The sequence below is a fragment of the Halapricum desulfuricans genome (assembly GCF_017094525.1).
In the GTDB taxonomy this organism is placed as follows: domain Archaea; phylum Halobacteriota; class Halobacteria; order Halobacteriales; family Haloarculaceae; genus Halapricum; species Halapricum desulfuricans.
The window spans coordinates 1,166,701-1,186,527 of sequence record NZ_CP064788.1 but is presented as its reverse complement, the minus strand read 5'-3'; the positions used below and the strand labels follow the sequence as shown (position 1 = coordinate 1,186,527).

At 64.2% G+C, this 19,827-nt stretch carries 15 protein-coding genes and 1 pseudogene; 7 read left to right on the top strand and 9 right to left on the bottom strand.

Annotated elements, in window-relative coordinates; genetic code table 11:
• Positions 1 to 13 precede the first annotated feature (13 nt).
• From HSR122_RS06115 to HSR122_RS06105, 3 genes are all read right to left on the bottom strand, one after another.
• A complete protein-coding gene (locus tag HSR122_RS06115; protein WP_229111907.1) occupies positions 14 to 2,239 on the bottom strand; it encodes a CDC48 family AAA ATPase in 2,226 nt (741 codons plus the stop codon).
• 246 nt (positions 2,240 to 2,485) lie between these two features.
• The gene (locus HSR122_RS06110; protein WP_229111906.1) at positions 2,486 to 2,917 is read right to left on the bottom strand and encodes a DUF7510 family protein; all 432 of its coding nucleotides are present in this window, start codon (positions 2,915 to 2,917) and stop codon (positions 2,486 to 2,488) included.
• Positions 2,918 to 2,923: 6 nt separating this feature from the next.
• Entirely contained in the window at positions 2,924 to 3,940 is a 1,017-nt protein-coding gene (locus tag HSR122_RS06105) for a sugar phosphate nucleotidyltransferase (RefSeq protein WP_229111905.1), read from the bottom strand.
• Between the two features lie 99 nt (positions 3,941 to 4,039).
• Between HSR122_RS06105 and HSR122_RS06100 the strand changes: the two genes are divergently transcribed.
• The 3 genes from HSR122_RS06100 to HSR122_RS06090 all read left to right on the top strand — a co-directional run bounded on the left by HSR122_RS06100 (position 4,040) and on the right by HSR122_RS06090 (position 7,454).
• A complete protein-coding gene (locus HSR122_RS06100; RefSeq protein WP_229111904.1) occupies positions 4,040 to 4,675 on the top strand; it encodes an IS6 family transposase in 636 nt (211 codons plus the stop codon).
• A 54-nt stretch (positions 4,676 to 4,729) separates the two neighbouring features.
• A complete protein-coding gene (locus HSR122_RS06095; protein WP_229111903.1) occupies positions 4,730 to 6,976 on the top strand; it encodes an NADP-dependent malic enzyme in 2,247 nt (748 codons plus the stop codon).
• 166 nt (positions 6,977 to 7,142) lie between these two features.
• The gene (locus tag HSR122_RS06090; protein ID WP_229111902.1) at positions 7,143 to 7,454 is read left to right on the top strand and encodes a hypothetical protein; all 312 of its coding nucleotides are present in this window, start codon (positions 7,143 to 7,145) and stop codon (positions 7,452 to 7,454) included.
• On the opposite strand, the gene HSR122_RS06085 is transcribed toward HSR122_RS06090, so the two are convergent.
• Together HSR122_RS06085 and HSR122_RS06080 are read right to left on the bottom strand one after the other, a co-directional pair.
• Positions 7,435 to 7,587: a hypothetical protein gene (locus HSR122_RS06085; protein ID WP_229111901.1), complete on the bottom strand. Its 153-nt coding sequence runs from the start codon at positions 7,585 to 7,587 to the stop codon at positions 7,435 to 7,437. The genes HSR122_RS06090 and HSR122_RS06085 overlap by 20 nt on opposite strands.
• A gap of 25 nt (positions 7,588 to 7,612) precedes the next feature.
• The gene (locus tag HSR122_RS06080; protein WP_229111900.1) at positions 7,613 to 8,758 is read right to left on the bottom strand and encodes an ISH3 family transposase; all 1,146 of its coding nucleotides are present in this window, start codon (positions 8,756 to 8,758) and stop codon (positions 7,613 to 7,615) included.
• A 62-nt stretch (positions 8,759 to 8,820) separates the two neighbouring features.
• On the opposite strand from HSR122_RS06080, the pseudogene HSR122_RS06075 reads away from it, so the two are divergent.
• A pseudogene (locus HSR122_RS06075) lies at positions 8,821 to 10,017 on the top strand (extracellular solute-binding protein); the annotation flags it as partial.
• Between the two features lie 329 nt (positions 10,018 to 10,346).
• Here the strand turns inward: HSR122_RS06075 and HSR122_RS06070 are convergent.
• From HSR122_RS06070 to HSR122_RS06055, 4 genes are all read right to left on the bottom strand, one after another.
• Positions 10,347 to 11,036, bottom strand: coding sequence for an HAD family hydrolase (locus HSR122_RS06070; protein WP_229111899.1), 690 nt, complete (start codon positions 11,034 to 11,036; stop codon positions 10,347 to 10,349).
• 57 nt (positions 11,037 to 11,093) lie between these two features.
• Complete coding sequence (locus HSR122_RS06065; protein ID WP_229111898.1) at positions 11,094 to 11,993, bottom strand: DMT family transporter; 900 nt, start codon at positions 11,991 to 11,993, stop codon at positions 11,094 to 11,096.
• Between the two features lie 36 nt (positions 11,994 to 12,029).
• Complete coding sequence (locus tag HSR122_RS06060) at positions 12,030 to 12,515, bottom strand: SRPBCC family protein (protein ID WP_229111897.1); 486 nt, start codon at positions 12,513 to 12,515, stop codon at positions 12,030 to 12,032.
• Between the two features lie 87 nt (positions 12,516 to 12,602).
• Positions 12,603 to 14,855: an alpha-amylase family glycosyl hydrolase gene (locus HSR122_RS06055; protein ID WP_229111896.1), complete on the bottom strand. Its 2,253-nt coding sequence runs from the start codon at positions 14,853 to 14,855 to the stop codon at positions 12,603 to 12,605.
• A 132-nt stretch (positions 14,856 to 14,987) separates the two neighbouring features.
• Here HSR122_RS06055 and gghA point away from each other — a divergent pair, with 132 nt between their 5' ends.
• The 3 genes from gghA to HSR122_RS06040 all read left to right on the top strand — a co-directional run bounded on the left by gghA (position 14,988) and on the right by HSR122_RS06040 (position 19,803).
• Positions 14,988 to 17,402, top strand: a complete 2,415-nt coding sequence (gene gghA / locus HSR122_RS06050; protein WP_229111895.1) for a glucosylglycerol hydrolase — start codon at positions 14,988 to 14,990, stop codon at positions 17,400 to 17,402.
• A 270-nt stretch (positions 17,403 to 17,672) separates the two neighbouring features.
• The gene (locus tag HSR122_RS06045; RefSeq protein WP_229111894.1) at positions 17,673 to 18,668 is read left to right on the top strand and encodes an aldo/keto reductase; all 996 of its coding nucleotides are present in this window, start codon (positions 17,673 to 17,675) and stop codon (positions 18,666 to 18,668) included.
• A gap of 61 nt (positions 18,669 to 18,729) precedes the next feature.
• Complete coding sequence (locus HSR122_RS06040; RefSeq protein WP_229111893.1) at positions 18,730 to 19,803, top strand: TrmB family transcriptional regulator; 1,074 nt, start codon at positions 18,730 to 18,732, stop codon at positions 19,801 to 19,803.
• Positions 19,804 to 19,827: the final 24 nt, after the last annotated feature.

Here is a 19,827-nt window from a genome sequence, read left to right as displayed (position 1 = left end):
CAGTGGCGTCGGCCTATTGGAAGCCGATTCGGCCGGAGCCGCGCTGGCGACTCATCTCGCGGCTACCGCCGCGGAACTGGTCATCCATCCGCTCGAAGAACTCCCTGATGTCCTCGTCGATAGTCGGGCGGACGTTCTCCAGTGCCGCCCGGAAGTGCCGCATCTCGACCTCTTCAGCGTCGTCGTCGTCTCGAAGCGCTTCGATTGCGGCTTCGCGGGCGATCGATTCCAGATCCGAACCGACGTAGCCCTCGGTGGTCTCGGCGAGTTCGCGCAGGCTGACGTCCGGTGCCAGCGGCGTGTCGTCGGTGTGGATCTTCAGGATCTGCTCGCGACCCTCGACGTCTGGCTCGCCGATGTTGATCAGGCGGTCGAACCGACCCGACCGGATGAGAGCGGGATCGATCATGTCCGGACGGTTGGTCGCGCCGATGACCATCACGTCCTCCATGTCCTCGAGGCCGTCCATCTCGGTCAGCAGCTGGTTGACCACGCGCTCGGAGACGTTCGAACCGACGTCGCCGCCGCGTCCGGGCGCGAGACTGTCCAGTTCGTCGAAGAAGATCACCGTCGGCGCAACCTGCCGGGCTTTTCTGAACGTCTGTCGGATGGCCTTCTCGCTCTCGCCGACCCACTTGCTGAGCAGTTGCGGTCCGCGCACGGAGATGAAGTTGGCGTCGGTCTCGTTGGCGACGGCCTTGGCCATCAGCGTCTTGCCAGTCCCGGGTGGCCCGTACAGCAACACGCCGGCGGGCGGTTCGATCCCCATCCGCTCGAATTTCTCGGCCTGGTTCATCGGCCACTCGATGCTCTCTTTGATCTGTCCTTTCGCCTCTTCGAGTCCTCCGACGTCGTCCCAGGAGATCTTGGGCAACTCGACCAGCACTTCCCGCATCGCGCTAGGCGAGACCTCGTTGAGCGCACCGCGGAAGTCCTCGCGTTTGATGATCATCCGGTCGATCAGGCTCGGCGGGATGTCCTCCTCGTCGAGATCGATCTCCGGAAGGTACCGACGCAGCGCTTTCATCGCCGCTTCCTTGGTCAGGCTCTCGATATCTGCGCCGACGAAGCCGTGCGTCTCGGCCGCGAGTCGCGACAGTTCGACGTCGTCAGAGAGGGGCATCCCGCGGGTGTGGATCTGGAGGATCTCCTCGCGACCGACCTCGTCGGGGACGCCGATCTCGATCTCCCGGTCGAACCGGCCGGGCCGCCGGAGGGCGGGATCGACCGAATCGACCCGGTTCGTCGCGGCGATGACGATGACCTGCCCCCGCGATTCGAGGCCGTCCATCATCGTCAGCAACTGGGCGACGACACGTCGTTCGACCTCGCCGGTCACGTCTTCCCGTTTGGGCGCGATCGAGTCGAGTTCGTCGATGAAGATGATCGAGGGCGACTCCTCGGTCGCGTCCTCGAAGATCTCTCGCAACTGCTGTTCGGACTCGCCGTAGTACTTCGAGATGATCTCCGGGCCGGCGATAGAGAAGAAACTCGCGGAGGTCTCGTTGGCGACGGCCTTGGCCAGCAGGGTCTTCCCGGTGCCGGGCGGGCCGTGCAGCAGCACCCCCTGGGGCGGTTCGATCCCCAGTTTCTTGAAGATCTGGGGGTGCTTCATCGGCAACTCGACCATCTCGCGGACCCGCTGGATCTCGTTCTGGAGACCGCCGATGTCCTCGTAGGTGATCCCGCCGCCGGTCTTCTCGAAGCCGGAGATCGGCTCCTCGCGCAACTCGACGTCGGTGTCTTCGGTGATCAGAGCGACGCCGTCGGGTTCGGTCTCGACGGCGATCAGCGGGATCGCCTGCCCGGGCGAACGCATGAACGGGTGGTTCGTCGAGGACATCACGGGGACGATATCGCGTTCGACGACCGGGCGCTTGAGGATCTGTCGTTTGACCATGCCCGCCGCGTCGCTGCCGAACTGGACGCTGGCCTCCTCTGGCGGGGCGAGCACGAGTTTCTCTGCCTTTTCTGCTTCTGCCTTGCGGATGGTGACACGCTCGCCGATCCCGACGTCCGCGTTCTGACGAGTGAACCCGTCGATGCGGACCGTATCGGTGTTCCAGTCCTGGCGGTCGGCCCGCCAGACCTTGGCGGCGGTCGTGTCCCCGCCCTCGATCTCGATGATGTCACCGGGGGAGAGTTTGAGATGCAAGAGCGTGTCGGGGTCGAGGCGTGCGATGCCTCTCCCCGAATCGTTTGGGTACGCTTTCGCGACCTCTAGTTGGACTTCGTTCATAGTCGAGGGTCGATGTGAGAGACTGGGGCATGCCCAGAGATATGCTTTTTGCTACCGGCGGCCAGTCTGTGGTGAACTCACTCCGGGGTCAAGTCGTTCGAGAATCTCCGATTCTCGTGATCTGCTCACGGCGCTCGCGCCGTTCGCAGGTTCGTGGGACTTCGTCCCACGCCCATCACGGAAATCGCCGATGTCCGGACGACCCCGAGACACTCGGCCTGTTCCGCCTGTAGAGTGTGAGTGCCGTTATCGAACGACGCGAACGTCCGTCACCGGGTCAGGGTGGACGATCCGGATGCCCTGCGAGATGCGGGTTCGGCCGTACTCCGGATTGTCCGCGGGCGCGTCGTCGGTGGTCTTGCTATATGGCGACGGTACGTCGTCCGCTGTCTCCGGATCGCCCGTGTCGTCTCTGCGCCTGTCGGCCGTGCTGGAGGCTGTCTGTCCGGCTCGCGTGGTCGTTGGGATCGTCGACTCGTCGGCCGTGCTGTACGGACTCGTGCTGTAGGGAGTGGTCACCGTCGGCTCGGCGTCGAAGTCCTCGGGCGGGAGATAGATCCGCTCGCCCTTGGGGGACCGGACGATGACGGCGGCGTCGCGTACGCCCTCAATCGTCAGGATCGTCCGGTCGTCCCTAACCTCGACGTCGAAGGCCATCCCATCGTCTGTATTAGTCATCGATCATCACTCCGAATCGCGGTTCTGTTCCCACACCCATTCGGCGGGCGGCGACTGCTGCTGCTGTGCGAGGGAGGTGTGTGCGCCGATCTGTGCCTCCGAGAGGTTGACTTCCTCGAGTTCGGTGTTCTCGTCGACGATCGACGAGTAGATCCGGCAGTCCTCGATCCGCGCGTTCGGGAAGACGACGGCTCGCTCTAGCGAGGAGTCGATCACCTCCGCACCTTCCATGATGTGGACGTTCTGTCCCAGGTCGGAGTTCTCGACGGTGGCGTCGGGGTGGACGAGCGTCCCGCCGTCGAGGTACCACTCGACGGTGTCGAGGTACGCGTCCGGCGTCCCGATGTCGAACCACGCGTCTTCGAAGGAGTAGGCGTAGACGGGGCTGCGTTCGAGCAGCCACTGGATGAACCAGCCGGGCTCGTCGGGGTTGTTCTCCCCCGAGAGGTACGTCTCGAACAGCCCGATTGCATTGGCCGGGAACGCGTAGCAGGCGATCGAGACGAGCGTGCTCGGCGGCTCGTCGGGCTTTTCCTCGAAGGCGACGACGCGGTCGTCTTCGACATCGATCACGCCGTACTGGGTCGCCCGTTCGAGGTTTCCGACGTCGTAGGCGGCGATCGTCGTCGCGCCGTTGTTCTGGAAGGAGTCGATGAACTCCGACAGCGAGAAGCTGATGAGGTTATCGCCGGCGATCACCAGCGTGTCGCTGTCGATGCCCTCCCGCTCGACCAGTTCTCCGAGCGCGCCGACGACGCCGAACTTCTCGTCTTCCTCGCGGGCCTCCTCGACCGACAGCTGCGGTTTCTCGAAGGGCGACTCCTCGAGGTGTTTGGCGAAGACGTCCTCGAACTCCTCGTTGGTAGAGACGTAGACGTCATCGATGCGGTCGTCCTCTTCGAGTTCCCGAAAGATCCGGTCGATGACTGTCGTTTCTCCGATCGGGAGGAACATCTTCGGACGGTTGCGCGTGATCGGCCAGAGCCTGGTCGCGAACCCGCCTGCAAGGACAATTGCGTCCATACCGGGCTTTCGGCATCAACCATTATGCCTTTTTCCACTAGCGTGACGGCGGTGTTCAGATAAGGATGAATAGTGAGGCGGTGTGTTTTCTGAGTGTCCATGCCCGAAAACACACGCCTCAGCGGTAGTATCGACCAGATCGACTTAGAGTTTGTTGAACGAGAAGCGACACCGCGACTGCTGATGAAGCTGGGTATTCAGCTACATCTGTCTGGATTATCGCTTTCGAATACAGTTTCAATTCTTGAGATATTCGGTGTCGAACGAGCGCGATCTACCATCCATAATTGGGTTCACAAAGCCGATCTACAGCCAGAGTCTGGCCGATCACCGGATCACGTTGCGGTTGATGAGACCGTGATCCGACTCAACGATGAGAACTACTGGCTGTACGCTGCTGTCGATCCCGAAACCAACGAATTACTCCACACAAAGCTTGATCCGACAACAAACAAGGTGATAGCACACGCTTTCTTCACCGAACTTCGCGAGAAACACGACGTCGAGAACGCCGTGTTTCTCATCGATGGATCGCTCTCGCTGAAAGACGCCTGCTCACGACACGGCCTCGATTTCAGATACGAACGTCATGGAAATCGGAATAGTGTCGAACGTGTCTTCCGTGAGGTAAAACAACGAACCTCCTCGTTCTCAAACTGTTTCAGCAACGCCGAAGCAGAAACAGCCGACGACTGGCTTCGATCGTTCGCCTTCGCATGGAATCAACTAATCTGAACACTACCCGGCACGGTGGCCTAGGTTTTTACTCGCGGCTGACAGCCATGGTCTATGGGACTCGAAGAGGACGCACTCGACTACCACCGCCGGGATCCGCCCGGCAAGATCGCGATCGAGACGACCAAACCGACCAACACCCAGCGCGATCTCTCGCTGGCATACTCGCCGGGCGTCGCAGCCCCCTGCCGGGAGATCCGGGACGCGCCGAGTTCGGTTTTCGAGTATACCGCGAAGGGAAACCTCGTGGGCGTGGTCTCGGACGGCAGCGCGACGCTCGGTCTCGGCGACATCGGACCGCAGGCATCAAAGCCCGTCATGGAAGGGAAGGGCGTGCTGTTCAAGCGCTTTGCCGACATCGACGTCTTCGATCTGGAGCTGGACGCCGACGACCCCGACGGGATGGTGCAGGCGATCGCGGCGATGGAGCCGACCTTCGGCGGGATCAACCTCGAGGACATCAAGGCCCCGGAGTGTTTCGAGGTCGAGTCACGCCTGCGCGAGCGACTGGACATCCCGGTCTTTCACGACGACCAGCACGGGACGGCGATCATCTCCGGTGCGGCGCTGCTCAACGCCGCGGAACTGGCGGGCAAAGACCTCGACGAACTGGAGGTCGTCTTCTCGGGGGCCGGTGCGAGCGCGATCGCCAGCGCGCGCTTTTACGTCTCGCTCGGAATCGAACGGGAGAACATCACGATGTGTGACTCCGCCGGAATCATCACCGAATCGCGAGCGGATGAAGTCAACCGCTTCAAACGGGAGTTCGCCAGCGACCGTCCGGAGGGCGATCTGGCCGACGCGATGGAGGGGGCGGACGTGTTCGTGGGGCTGTCGGTCGGCGGGATCGTCGACCAGGAGATGATCCGATCGATGGCCTCGAACCCGATCGTCTTTGCGATGGCCAACCCCGATCCCGAGATCGGCTACGAGGAGGCGAAGGTCGCACGCGACGACACGGTCATCATGGCGACCGGTCGCTCGGACTACCCCAATCAGGTCAACAACGTGCTCGGGTTCCCCTTCATCTTCCGGGGCGCGCTCGACGTGCGTGCGAGAGAGATCAACGAAGCGATGAAGATCGCGGCCGCACGGGCGCTGGCCGACCTCGCGCGACAGGACGTTCCCGACGCCGTCGTCAAGGCCTACGGCGACGAACCGCTACAGTTCGGTCCGGAGTACATCATCCCCAAACCGCTTGATCCCCGTGTTCTCTTCGAGGTGACGCCGGCCGTCGCCGAAGCGGCCATCGAGTCTGGATGTGCCCGGACGGAACTGGACCTGGACCAGTACGTCGAACGACTGGAGGGGCGGCTAGGCAAGTCCCGCGAGATGATGCGCGTCGTGTTGAACAAGGCCAAAAGCGACCCCAAACGCGTCGTGCTCGCGGAAGGTGGCGACGAGAAGATGATCCGCGCGGCCTACCAGCTCGTCGATCAGGGGATCGCCCGCCCGCTGTTGATCGGCGACCGTGACCGGATCGACGCCGTCGTCGAGACCCTGGGACTGTCGTTCGAGCCGGACGTGCTCGATCCGGCCGTGGCGGATCTTGACCGCTATGCGGAGTGGCTCTACGAGCAGCGCCAGCGCAAGGGCGTCACCCGCCGGGAGGCCGCGGAACTGGTTCGAAACGGCGACTACCTCGGGAGCGTCCTCGTGGAGATGGACGAGGCCGACGCGCTTCTGACTGGCCTCACTCACCACTACCCGTCGGCGCTGCGCCCGCCGCTCGAGGTCGTCGGCACCGCGCCCAACGCCGAGTACGCCGCCGGCGTGTACATGCTGACGTTCAAGAACCGCGTCGTCTTCTGTGCCGACGCGACGGTCAACGTCGAACCCGACGCGGACGTGCTTGCGGAAGTGACCTGCCACACCGCCGAACTCGCCCGGCGGTTCAACGTCGAGCCCCGGGCCGCGCTGCTGTCGTACTCGGACTTCGGGAGCGTCGACACCGAGGGTGCCGCCGTCCCGCGCCGCGCGGCCGAGCGACTGCGGTCGGACCCGAGCGTCGACTTCCCCGTCGACGGGGAGATGCAGGCCGACACGGCGCTCGTCGAGGAGATGCTCACCGAGAGCTACGAGTTCTCTGAGCTCGACGAGCCGGCGAACGTGCTGGTCTTCCCGAACCTCGAAGCGGGTAACATCGGGTACAAGCTCCTCCAGCGGCTCGGCGGGGCCGAGGCGATCGGCCCCATGCTCGTCGGGATGGACAAGCCGGTCCACATCATCCAGCGCGGCGACGAGGTCAAAGACGTCGTCAACCTCGCCGGCGTGGCCGTCGTCGACGCACAGCAGGAGTGAACCACCGGCCGGATTACCAGTTTCACCGGACAAACAGTGCTCGTGAGTGCCGTGACAATCGGCAGGTCAGGCCGGCCGGTTCGAGGTTGCGGTGAACGTGAGCGCAGGCACAACAGCACTCGATTTGGGCGCAAAAAATTTATTTTATCGCTGAGCATATCAGTGTATGGAACGACGCCGCTTCCTGCTCGGGGTCGGGTCAGCTTCACTCGTGGCCGGGTGTTCGTCGACGCTGCTCGACGACGGGGAAGACCAGCCAGCTGGTGACCGCCGGCAAACTGAAACGACGACAGAAGAGACAACGCCGACAGCGACGGAAGACGACAGGACCCCGGAAAGTGCGGCCGTGCGGATCATAGCCGATCGAGCATACAAGGACGCTGAAGAAGCAATCGCCAACGCGCTATACGACGCCGGTCTCAGCGAGGACGTCGACATCGAGTTCGAGACTCAGTCGATCACATCGACAGCCGCATAATCCCGTTCAGTAAGCGCTGAATCTGTTTGGTCTGTGCTTGGACTGTCTCGAAGTAGGACGAACGGTGAGTCTCGGTGATGAGGAGTCGCTGTCGGCGGCGGACCGCCGCCGACGCGACAGTGTCGCCACTCACGATCGCTGTCCAGACCAGTGGACAGCTACCGGAAGAACCGGTCGTCGAGTGACTGGTTCGCTGGAACAGCCCTGCGCACACCGAGCGCTGTCCAAGCGGCCCGCAGCACCATCTCACAGAACTCCGTGAACGGCCAGTTCCAGAGGCGGCGCCCCCCGCGGCGGGGCGCCGCCACGTACTTCCAGTGGAGATACCGCCAGCTGTTCTGGAGCAGCAGACTCACGACAAACATCACCAGCCGTAGTCCAGCGTCCTGAGAACTGGTGAACGCGAGGCTCTGTCTGGCTAAGCGGTAGCTGGACTCGATGCCGAAGCGCTTGCTGTAGTGTTCTCGCGCATCCCGTGGCGTGTCGATAAACGGCGCGTCAGCGGCGTAGCCGTGACGCGCCACCCCGTGTTCGTCGTATCGTCCCTGTTGGTAGACGCAGTCGATGAACACGGGGAAGGTCACTTCGCCGGCGAGATTGTGTTCGATCTCGCGGCTCCAGCCTGTGCTGAGCTCATGTTGAATCGTCTCGCCCCACTCGACGATCGGCATCACGTAGGCGTAGTTGTGCGCGTACAGCAGTCCGAGACAGGTGCTGTTGTAGAAACCGCGATCGAGGTAGACGGCCTTGACGCCGAGGTCAAGGCCGTCGAGGAGTTCGAGAAACTCAGTGAGGACATCGCTGGTGGTGTCGCCAGCGACAAGCTGGCGCACCGCCAGCGTGTACCGCTTGTTACGTACCCGCGCGTAGAGCGTCGCATACGCGTGAAACGTCGTTGTTCCCCGTTTCGCCTCCGAGAAGTACAGCGCTTCTGTCTCGTCTTCGTCACCGTAGTAGGGATCGAGGTGGAGGTCGGCGACGACCTCCACCGGTCGATCCGGCAGTGTCTCAAGCGCATCTCGTTGCAAGAGCGTGTCTCCAACCGCCTCAACAATATCAAGGTCGAACTGGTCTGTGAGATGTCCCCGAACGGTGTTAGCGTGCGGTGAGTCAGCGGTCGATTCACAGACGTGATTGATCGAGGTCCCGCCGGCGCTGGCGCCGGCGAGGACCTCGTATAGTTTCTCCGTGGTGACTTCGACGTTCTCGCCGAGATCTATTGCCAGTTCCTCATCAAGACTGTTGACGACAAAATTAAGCAGGTGCTCTTCCTCTATCTCGCTGTCTGCTTCGGTAGGCTTCACACCATACCCAAGCAGACACTTCCTCTAATCCGATGTGATCGACTGAGACTACGGGTTCCTACGGCGAAAGAAGGAGTACTTATATATCGGCGCTGGATGCCGGTCAGAGCGGTCCGGACATTTTCATGATGGACTCGGGATGGACGATCCCGTTCATCGTCCGCGATCAGCTCGTCAACCTGAGCGAGGAGTTGTCCCAGGAGACGCTTGATTACGTCCAGAACGACTACCTGGACTCGGCGGTCCAGACGGCGAGCGATCCCGAGACGGGCGACCTCTACGGTCTCCCGATGTTCACGGACTACCCGGTGATGCACTACCGGAAGGACCTCGTCGAGGATGCGGGCTACGATCCCGAGGGCGAGAACTGGGCGACCGAGCCGATGACCTGGCAGCGCTTCTCGGAGATCGCCGCCGACGTCTGGGAGCAGAGCGGCGTCGAGTACGGGTTCACGACCCAGGCGGACGAATACATCGGGCTGTCCTGCTGTACGTTCAGCGAGACGATGACCTCGTGGGGCGGCGCGTACTTCGGCGACCACGACAACCTCTTCGGACCAGTCGGAGACCGGCCAGTCACCGTCAACGAAGAGCCGGTCCACGACACGATCCGGATGATGCGATCGTTCGTTGCGGGCCCCGGCGCCGAGAACGCACTTGACGGGTACCAGCAGGTCACGAACACGGACGTCTTCGAGTTCGACGAAGAAGACGCGCGTGGGCCGTTCGCGAGTGGGGACGCGGTCTTCATGCGCAACTGGCCATATGCGATCGAGGCGACGGTCGGTTACGATGACTCCCCGATCACCGCCGACACGTACGGGACGATGCCGCTGCCCTACGCTGTCGAAAAGGGCGAGGGCAACTACGAGGGCACCGGCGGGTCGAGTCACGCATTCAACGGGTGGCACCTCTCCGTCAATCCTCACAGCGATCGACTGGGCGACGCCATCAAGCTGCTGGAGGCCTTTGCCAGCGAGGACGTGATGCTGACAATTCTTGAGAACGTCGGCCACCTGCCGCCGGACCCGGCCGTCACGGAGCAGGCGAACCCCGACAACGTCGGCGCGATCGGGAACCACCTCGACACGCTGGCCGTCGCAGCCGAGAACACGGTCGCGCGCCCGGTGACGACCATCTGGTCCGACCAGAGCCCGATCATCGCCGAAGAGGTCCACGCCGCCTATCGCAACGAGAAGTCCCCCGAGAGAGCCATGTCAGACCTCGAAGAACGGTTGTTGGAGATCGAAAATGGGTGAGACCGCCACTGATACGGACTGTTCCGCATCGATTGCACGGCGGCGTCCTCGCGAGTGGAGCGAGCGAGGGCTCGGAAGTTGAGCCGTGTGAATCGTCCGGCGTCCTCGCGAGTGGAGCGAGCGAGGGCTCGGAAGTTGAGCCGTGTGAATCGTCCGGCGTCCTCGCGAGTGGAGCGAGCGAGGGCTCGGAAGTTGAGCCGTGTGAATCGTCCGGCGTCCTCGCGAGTGGAGCGAGCGAGGGCTCGGAAGTTGAGCCGTGTGAATCGTCCGGTGTCCTCGCGAGTCCTCCGGTGTGCAATCGTCGCGGTCAAATAACGGCGACGACGGCGTTATCGTCGGTCCGACGACGGCCCTTCGAGCGCCCGCGGTATCTCCCCGGGCGTCGAGACCGTCGATATCGGTTCGACCGGGCCGCTTGCGGGTGGCTCGCCGACCAGTATCGACGAGAGGTCCGCTGACGCCGCTCCGAGCACGTCCGTCTCGTAGTTGTTGCCGACGTAGACCGCGCGGTCGGCGGACACACCGAGCGCATCGAGCGCGCGCTCGAACGGCTCCGGATCGGGCTTGGCGGGGCCCTCGTAGCCGGCGTAGACGAGGGAATCGAGATACCGTTCGAGGCCGAGCGTCTCGAGTTTCGGGTCCTGCATGTCCGGGCCGCCGTTGGTCACCATCGCGAGCGGATAGCGCTCGGCAAGCTGTTCGACGGCCTCGGCCGCGCCGTCCAGAAACCGGACGTTGCTGTGGTCGCGCTCGGCCGCGTACGCGTCGGCGACCTCGCGACCGATCTGTCGATCGTAGCCGTGCTCCGCGGCCAGATCGGCGAAACACAGCCGTCGGCGTTCGAGCATCGAGTCGGCCCGGTCGGCGTAGCTGTCGACGCGCTCGACGTACGCCTCGGGGGCGAACATCGGCTCGACGCCGACGCGTTCGAAGGCGGCCGGCAGGAGCTGTTCGGTCCCGCGGGTATATTCACAGAGAGTCCCGTCCAGATCCAGCAGGACGGCGTCGTACTCCGTCATCATTCACCTGTCGCGCTGTGGTCGGAGATGGTTTGCGGTTCCGTCCGGCGACCAGAACTAGCCCGGACTCGGTCGCGACCGCGCCGTCAGGACGATCCCGGCGAGCACGACGCCGCCGCCGACGGCCGTCATCGCGGCCGGGACCTCGCCGAGCAACACCAGCGCCAGGAGCGTGCTCCCAACGGGTTCACCGACCAGGGTCACGCTGACGACGCTCGATTCGACGTGCGCGAGCGCCCAGTTGACGACTGTGTGCCCGAAGATGCCCGGGCCGACCGCCATCCCGAGAAAGAGCAGCCACTCCCGGGGCGGATACGGGCCGAGCGACGCGCCCTGCCCGACGGTCCAGGCGAGCAGTCCCGCGGCGCTGACGGTGTAGACGACGATCACGTACGGGACCAGCGGCAGTCGCTGACGGAGCGACCGTCCGGCGAGGACGTACCCCGCAGCAGCGAGCGCTCCGAGCAGTGCGAGCGTGTTGCCATAGAGCGGATTCGCGCCGGCGAACGCACCCCCGGAGAGGAAGTCGCCGACCGACAGGAGGACGCTCCCGACCAGGGCGACAGCGATGCCGAGGGCCATCGGCCGGTTCAGGCGCTCGCCGAGCAGCCAGACAGCACCGACCGCGACGAACACCGGCTGGGTCTGGACGAGCGTGACCGAGGCGGCGACGCTGGTCCACGCGAGGCTCTCGAACCAGGCGGCGAAGTGTGCGGCGAGCGCCAGCCCGGAGGCGACGGCGACCAGCCAGTCGCGCGTCGAGAGGTGCGCGAACTGCTGGCGGTAGCGAACGACCGCAAAGGGGGCAAGCAGCACCGTCGTGAACAACACGCGATAGAAGGCCGCGACCGATGAGGGCGCGTGACTCCAGCGGATCAGGATGGCGCTGGTACTGACCGCGACGACGGCGACGGCGAGCGCGGCCAGCGGCGGCACGGGCGGAGCGTCACTGTCCACAGTCGGGCCTCGGTCGCCGAGTGGTTCACCGTTTCGTTATGACTCTTCGAGCAGTTCCTTCGTCTTCCGGTGACGATATCGGAACATCGGTTCGAGACCGATCCACGCCAGCGGGTTCGCGACGCGTCCGGCCGGCCCGCCGGGCAGGTCGTACTCGACGAAATCACGGACGACCGTCGCCCCGTCGTCCCGATAGAACGAATGGGTGTGGACCCATCGCGGGAACGGTCCCTCGGCCATCTCGTCGCGGAACATCGCGTAGTCGTCCTCGCGCTCGCGGGCGACGATGTCGGAGACCCACCGCTGGCGCGGACCGACGCCGAACGGCCGGATCGTCGAAACGACCGTCGAGCCCGTTTCGAGGGCCTCGGGATCGGGCTCGCCGTCTGGCCCGCGTTCGGACTCGATCCGGAGGTGCATCCATCCCGGCGTGAGCGCGACCAGCCCGTCACCGGTCGCGTGAAACTCCCAGACGTCCTCGAACGGGGCCTCGACGCGGACCGACCGCTTGTACGTTGCCATGCCCGTCTTTCGGACGCGAGACGGATATGTCGGTGGGTCGCGGCGGGGTATCCGGGGCGGGCCGGAGACACGTTCCCGGCTGCCCGGTCACGCCAGTCGCCAGGCGGTGTCCCACCCGGCTTTCGTGACGTAGCGATGTCCGGACCACTCGATCGGTTCGCCGTCGCGCTTTTTCAGCCACTCGAACTCGACGTAGGTCCCCTCGGGGAGATCGAACTCGCCCCGCCAGGTCGGATAGTCCTCGCCGGACAGCGGCACGGCCGACTCGACGTCCCAGTTGCCCAGCGCCTCGTGGTCGCCGGTCAGGAACAGCTGCTCGCCGTATTCGGCCTCGACGTCGATCTCGACACGAGTCGTCACGCCCTCGCTCGGTTCGGCGTCGGTCGGCTCGAGCCAGCGATAGCCGTACGGTTCCAGGAAGATCCGACCGTCGGGGTAGCGGGCAGTCTCGTCGCGGAGGATCTCGTGGTAACTACCGCCGGTCCAGGGCTCGGGGAGGTCTTCGAGGGCGACCGCCCGCGATTCCCCGGAGAAGTTCGAAAGCGCGAGCACGTGCTCGCCGTCGTGAGCGCGCTCGACGACGAACACCGAATCGTCAGCCACATCGTGGACGATTTCCTCGCCGCGGTGGTGTAGCGCCGTCCGACCCTCCCGGACCTCCGACAGGCGCCCGATCCCGTCGAAGACCCGCTGTTCAACAGATCCCTCAAGCGTGCGGCGCTCGGCGGCGTCCCAGTCCATGGGCGAGCGGTGCACCCAGCGGTTGTCCTCGGCTTTGATCGGGTTGTTCAGATACGAGAAGTCGTTGAGCTGGGCGAGTTCGTCGCCGCTGTACAGCAACGGCATCCCTTGCATGACGAACGCGGCCTGGTGCATGAGCAGATAGCGCTGGACTGCCGTATCGATGGCTTCGGAATCGCTCTCGACGCGGGCCTTCTGCAGGCCCGTCAGCGCCGCCGCCGTCCCGGACGTGCGGGCGACGCCGGTCGGCTCCTCCTGGAAGCGATAGCCCTCGGCGTAGCTGTCGGGGTGATCGCCCGCGTAGAAGTCCGAGCAGAACTTGCGCGTGCTCGTCGGGTCCTGCCCGACGGCGCGGACGTCCTCGTCGGCCAGCCCCCAGCCGATATCGTCGTGACACCGGACGTAGTTGAGCCACGATGCCTCTTCGGGCGTCGACGGTAGCGATTCGAGGGCCTGCTCCAGCAGTCGGGTGTTCTCGCTGGCCAGCGCGTGCCAGAGGTGTGCCATCAGCGGCGCGTTGTAGGCGATGTCACATTCCTCGCCCTCGTAGCCGCCCGTCCCGAGGTATCTAATCGTCTCCTCGGGTGCGACGATGGCCTCGGCTTTGAAGAGCACGCCCGGCGCGGCGATGCGCATCAGCGCCCGGTAGGCCCGCAGGATCCAGTGGGCCTCCTCGAGGTTCCGGCAGTCAGTCCCCAGTTCTTTCCAGAGAAAGGGGACGGCGTCGAGTCGAAGCACGTCGGTTCCCACGTTCGCGAGAAACGCCATCTCGCGGAACATCTGGACGAACACGTCCGGGTTCGTGTAATCGAGGTCCCACTGGAAGTCGTAGAAGCTCGTCCAGACCCACTGTTCCAGGTCGTCGACGTAGGTGAAGTTCCCCGGCGCGAAGTCGGGGAACACCTCCGGGAGCGTCTGCTCGTACTGGTCGGGGAGTTCGCGGTCCTCGAAGGTGAGATAGAAGTCCTCGAAGCGCTCGTCGCCGTCCATCGCGGCCTGTGCCCACTCGTGTTCGCGGGCAGTGTGGTTCATTACGAAATCTAGCGCCAGTTTGATTCCCGCATCGTGCAGGTCGGCGGCCAGTTCGCGCAGGTCGTCCATCGTGCCCAGGCCGGGATCGACCGAGCGGTAGTCCTTGACGGCGTATCCCCCGTCGTTGCGCCCTTCCCGGGGTTCCAGCAGCGGCATGAGATGGAGGTAGGTCACACCGAGCTCCTTCAGATAGGGGATCTTCTCGCGGACGCCTTCCAGATCGCCCGCGAACAGGTCGACGTAACACATGTAGCCGACTTCCCCGGGTCCCTGGAACCAGTCGTCGACGCCGGCGCGCGAACGGTCCAGCGAGCGCAGCCGCCCGGGTCGCTCCTCGAAGGCCTCGACCGCTGCCTCGACTGCTTCGAGCAGCCACGCGACCGCCTCGCGGTCGTCGCCGTAGACCTCGGTGTAGGCCCGCCAGAGGGCGGGCAACTGTTCGTCGATCCGTTCACGAACCGCGTCCGGGCGGTCGGCGTACCGGTCCACCAGGAACGTCCGGAGCGTCTCGACCGGATCGTCCGGGGGCCACGCGTCGACCGGCAACTCCTGCTCGCTCGCGTTCATGCTGCACTGTTGTCGTTCCCGGAATAAAATTCTTTACAACGGGTGTGGTGACATACCGTATTCGAGGTGACAGGTCGCCCCCCGGATTTTATGCTGGTGGCCGACATCGAGTACAACAAGAGTTGTACCAACATGAGCACCGAAGTCAGCCTGCTGGAAGACGCCACGGAAGCGCTCTGTGAGTGGCATCGGGACTGCCGTGATCGCCACGAGGACGATTTCGAGGCGGCCAAAGAGATCGTCACCCGGCTGGGCGCACACTACGAGGACGGTCGCACCGAGATCGGGTTCTGGACGCCGGGGATCGTCGAGGCCGGCGTCCCCAGCGAGGACGTGTATCTGGAGGTGCTGACGCCGACAGAGGACGTCCGCGTCTTCGAGGACGGCGTCGATCAACAGCGGATCGAGGTCCGTCGGGGTCGATTGCCCATCAACCGGGAAGGCGAATATCACTGGGCCGTCGTCGAGGGGATGGCTCCGGGGACGCGCGAGCAGTTCGGCTCGCTCTACCAACTCGTCTACCGCGAGGACGGCGAGTGGCACACCGTTCAGGATCCGATGGCGTACTCGGTGCCGTTCGGCGTGTTCGGACCGGCGGAGTTGATCGACCTCGAGGCGCTCGACGCCGAGCGCGACGACCGGGAGTACTTCAAGGCTCTCGGCACCGACGGGGAGCCGATCCCCACGACCGAAGACGACGGGCTCCCCCGGGTCGATCCGGCGACGAGCATGGTCGAGATTCATCCCGGGACGGCAACCGAAAACGGCTCACTTGACGGGCTCGCGCGCCGGTACGAGCAAATCGGTGAGAAACTCCGAGACGGCGAGGAGCTGGACGCTGGCGAGCGGATCCACGTGGGCTATGACGCCATCCAGCTGATGCCGATCGAGCCGATCACCGAACACCGCGAGAACCACGACTTCTGGTCGGTCGAGGGCGATCGCGCCGCGCTCGATGGCGGCGAGACGGTCGAGCTCGTCGCCGAACAGCCCGACCTGATCAACTGGGGATACGACGTCGTCATCCGGGCGTTCTCGGCCCCCAATCCCGCAATCCTGGAGACGGGCCGACCGCACGAACTGGTCGATTTCATCGCCGCGTGTCACAACTTGCCCGACCCGATCCGGATCGTCTTCGACATCGCGCTGGGCCACGCCGAGGGCCGGGCCGACGAGCTGCTCGACGAGGGGTTCATCGAGGGGCCGGGGATGTACGGCCTCGAACTGGACTACCAGCACCCGGTCGTCCGGGCGAGCGTGCTCGATCTACAGCGCCGGAAGATGGACTTCGGTGCCGACGGGATCCGCGTCGACGGCGCACAGGACTTCAAGTACTACGATCCCGACTCGGACGAGCTGTTCCACGATGACGAGTTCCTCGCGGAGATGGACGAAGTCACACAGGAAGTCGGCGGGACCGAATACCGGCCGTGGATGATCTACGAGGACGGCCGACCATGGCCCCGCGGGGACTGGGAACTGGCTTCGACCTACCGGGAACTTATCCAACAACACCCCCACAGCTTCCAGTGGTCGCCGATCACGTTCGCGCACAACAAGCCCGCGCTGCTGACCTTCTGGGCGAGCAAGTGGTGGCGCGTCTTCGAGGTCGCGGACTTCGGGGAAAACTGGATCACCGGCGTCGCCAACCACGACACGCTCCGGCGAGGGACTCAACAGCCCCTACCGAAGGGGTGGGAGGAAGACCCGATCAACCCCTACCTCGGGGATGACGGCCCAGAGATCATCGACGAGGCCTACGACCAGCCCTCGACGAACATGCTGTTGCACTGCCTGCTGCCGGGCGTCCCGATGGACTTTCTCAACGCCAACGCCCACGCGCCGTGGTCGTTCATGCGCGACACCGACGACGAGTGGAACGTCAAGGTCGTCGCCGAAGAGGACAACTTCCTCGATTGGCACGTCCCCGCCGAACTGTACGACGACGGCCAGTTCTTCGGCCGGTTGAAAGGAATGGGGATCGACGAGCGTGACGACCTCGATCACTTTGTCCACGTCCTGCACGACGTCGGCGAGGCCACCGACTGGGATCTGGCGGACATGGCGGCGACCATCGAGGCGCTGGGATCGCCCCTCGACGGCGAGACGGTGACGCCGGCGGACCTCGAACGCTTCGGCGAGGCCTGGATGGCCGACGTCAACGAGTTCGCGAACCTCACCCACTGGCTGGACACGCTCGACGACGACCGCGCCGAGTTCACCCATCGCGTCCGACAGTTCCGCCAGGATCGGCCGTGGCTCCGCGGGGATATCGACGTCGACGGCGAGGAGGTCTTCGACTACGTCCATCCCGTCGACGGCACGGTCGTCTACTACGGCTTCCGGGAATCGCCCGACGGTGACGAACAGATCCTGTTCGTGGGCAACATGGAAGGCCCCGAAGCGACCGTCGAACCGACGGCGCTGGACGAGTCGATACCCGACTCGGACTGGGAGCCTGCCCTGACCGCGCCCGGTGTTGAGCCCGACCTGGACGGCGTCGCGCTCGACAACGGCGAGGCCGTCGTCTGGACGCGCCGGCCGTAGCCGTCGCGTCCGATATCGAAACGGTTTTTTACAATCAGGGTTGTATATGCTGATAGCCCGTGGGCACCCCGCCGTGACGACGTTCTCTCTACTGGGGTGCCCTCACGGGCCACCCCACCCCCCCCCCCCACCACACCCTTTCGAACGCTGCACCGACGAGCGCCTCGCTCGAACCTGCGAGCACTGCTCCGACAGTCGTGTCATTCTCGGAACTCGTTCGATCGGTACGTTCGCAGTAGATTTTTACAACGTCGATTAAAACATATGATCATGGACAGTGACGTGGTACCATATACGACACTCGGATCGACGGGACTGGAAGTGTCCCGGCTGGCTCTCGGGTGTATGAACTTCGGGAGCGAGGCCGAGTGGATGATCGACGACCGCGAGCGGAGTTTCGAGATCATCGACCGGGCGATCGACCTGGGGATCAACGTTTTGGACACGGCGAACGTTTACTCGACAGGTGAGAGCGAGGAAATCGTCGGCGAGGCCATCGCCAGCCATCGCCGAGACGAGCTGGTGATCGCGACGAAGGTCTTCGGGGAGATGCACGACGGTCCCAACGGACAAGGGCTCTCGCGCAAGCACATCATCGATCAGGCCCACGCCAGTCTGGACCGGCTCGGCGTCGATTACATCGACCTCTATCAGATCCACCGCTGGGACGAGAACACGCCGATCGAGGAGACGCTATCGGCGCTGACCCACCTCGTCGACGAGGGGATCGTCCGGTATATCGGTGCCTCGACGATGGCCGGCTGGCAGTTCTCGAAGGCGCTGTACACTGCCGACATCGAGGGCTACGAACGGTTCGTCTCGATGCAGCCGGAGTACAACGCCGTCGATCGACACGAGGAAGCGAACCTGCTTCCGATCTGTGCCGAGGAGGACATCGGCGTGATCCCGTGGTCGCCGCTGGCCGGCGGTTTTCTCACCGGCAAGTACGAGCGCGACGCCGACCCGGACGAAGACCTGCGGGCGGCGACCGACGAATACACCCGCAACCGGTTCACCGAGGAGAACTGGGACGTGCTGGAGGAGATCCGGGCGATCGCCGAGGAGAGAGACGCGACGCCGGCGCAGGTCAGCCTGGCGTGGCTGCTCGAACAGGACGTGGTCACCGCGCCGATCATCGGGCCCCGACGGATCGACCATCTCGAGGAGAACGTCGCCGCCGTCGATCTCGAGTTGACCGACGAAGAGGTACGGCGGATCGCCGAACCGAAGTTCCCGCAGTGGCCACAACCTGAAAAAGACCGATGACGACGCACGAACAGATATCGAAACGGACAGTTTACAGGCGCGACACACGACCGAAATGACAATGGAAACCTCGACGCTGACGACAGTACTTGAGGACGCCGGTCTCTCCCCGTATCAGGCCGACGCGTACGTGACGATCCTCGAGCTCGGTTCGGCGTCAGCGACCGACATCGCCGAGAAAAGCGACGTTCCCGATCCACGGATCTACGACGTCCTCCGGGACCTCGAAAAACACGGGTACATCGAGACCTACGAGCAGGACAGTCTCCACGCCAGGGCGTACAGTCCCGAATCAGTGCTCGATGATCTCCGCAAGCGTGCGGACCGGTTCGAGCAGGCGGCCGATGAGATCGAAGACCGGTGGGAAGCACCGACGATGGACACACACACGGTGAGTTTCGTCAAGCGGATGGACACGGTACTGGACAAAGCCGAGACGAAAATCAGAGAGGCGGAAAACCAGGTCCAGGTCGCCGCCGACCGCGAGCAGTACGAGCGTCTCCGTCCGGCGCTCGAGGCGGCCCACGACAACGGCGTCCACATCAAGCTCGCGCTGTGTCTCGAAGACGACGAGGCACTCCCTTCGGAGGACGCGTTGAACGACGTCGCAACGCAGGTGCGATACCGGTCGATCCCGATGCCGTTCATCGCGCTCGTCGATCGGACCTCGACGTGCTTTGCCCCGCACGTCCTCTCCGCAAATCGCTACGGGGTCATCGTGGAGGACCGGACCCACGCGTACGTCTTCCACTGGTTTTTCATGGCCGGACTCTGGGAGTCGACGGAACCGCTGCTCGAGGACGGCGACGACTCGCTCCCGCGGTCGTACGTCAACATCCGCCAGTGTATCCGGGACATCTGGCCGCTGCTCGAGGACGGCGCGACGGTGTCGGTCACTGTCGAGGGCATCGAAGTCGAATCCGGATCGACCGTCTCCTTCGAGGGCGAAATCGTCGACGTCACGTACCCGAGTCTGGAAGCCGCGGGGACAGACGCCCCCTTCCTCTATCTGGGCGGTCAGGCCACGATCACGATCGAAACTGACGCGGAAACCGTCGAAGTCGGCGGCTGGGGTGCCGTCATCGAGGACTACGAGGCGACCCGGATCGTCCTCGAAGAGATCGTCTCCGAGTGACGCGTCCCCCACCGGGGACCCCAT

What these genes read in the sequence shown, in the direction of transcription:
- HSR122_RS06045 (WP_229111894.1), top strand. Translation starts at nt 17,673, where the DNA reads ATGGACAGTGACGTGGTACCATATACGACACTCGGATCGACGGGACTG.
- HSR122_RS06060 (WP_229111897.1), bottom strand. Translation starts at nt 12,515, where the DNA reads ATGGCAACGTACAAGCGGTCGGTCCGCGTCGAGGCCCCGTTCGAGGAC.
- HSR122_RS06095 (WP_229111903.1), top strand. Translation starts at nt 4,730, where the DNA reads ATGGGACTCGAAGAGGACGCACTCGACTACCACCGCCGGGATCCGCCC.
- HSR122_RS06040 (WP_229111893.1), top strand. Translation starts at nt 18,730, where the DNA reads ATGGAAACCTCGACGCTGACGACAGTACTTGAGGACGCCGGTCTCTCC.
- HSR122_RS06110 (WP_229111906.1), bottom strand. Translation starts at nt 2,917, where the DNA reads ATGACTAATACAGACGATGGGATGGCCTTCGACGTCGAGGTTAGGGAC.
- HSR122_RS06105 (WP_229111905.1), bottom strand. Translation starts at nt 3,940, where the DNA reads ATGGACGCAATTGTCCTTGCAGGCGGGTTCGCGACCAGGCTCTGGCCG.
- HSR122_RS06115 (WP_229111907.1), bottom strand. Translation starts at nt 2,239, where the DNA reads ATGAACGAAGTCCAACTAGAGGTCGCGAAAGCGTACCCAAACGATTCG.
- HSR122_RS06055 (WP_229111896.1), bottom strand. Translation starts at nt 14,855, where the DNA reads ATGAACGCGAGCGAGCAGGAGTTGCCGGTCGACGCGTGGCCCCCGGAC.
- HSR122_RS06100 (WP_229111904.1), top strand. Translation starts at nt 4,040, where the DNA reads ATGCCCGAAAACACACGCCTCAGCGGTAGTATCGACCAGATCGACTTA.
- HSR122_RS06090 (WP_229111902.1), top strand. Translation starts at nt 7,143, where the DNA reads ATGGAACGACGCCGCTTCCTGCTCGGGGTCGGGTCAGCTTCACTCGTG.
- HSR122_RS06070 (WP_229111899.1), bottom strand. Translation starts at nt 11,036, where the DNA reads ATGACGGAGTACGACGCCGTCCTGCTGGATCTGGACGGGACTCTCTGT.
- gghA (WP_229111895.1), top strand. Translation starts at nt 14,988, where the DNA reads ATGAGCACCGAAGTCAGCCTGCTGGAAGACGCCACGGAAGCGCTCTGT.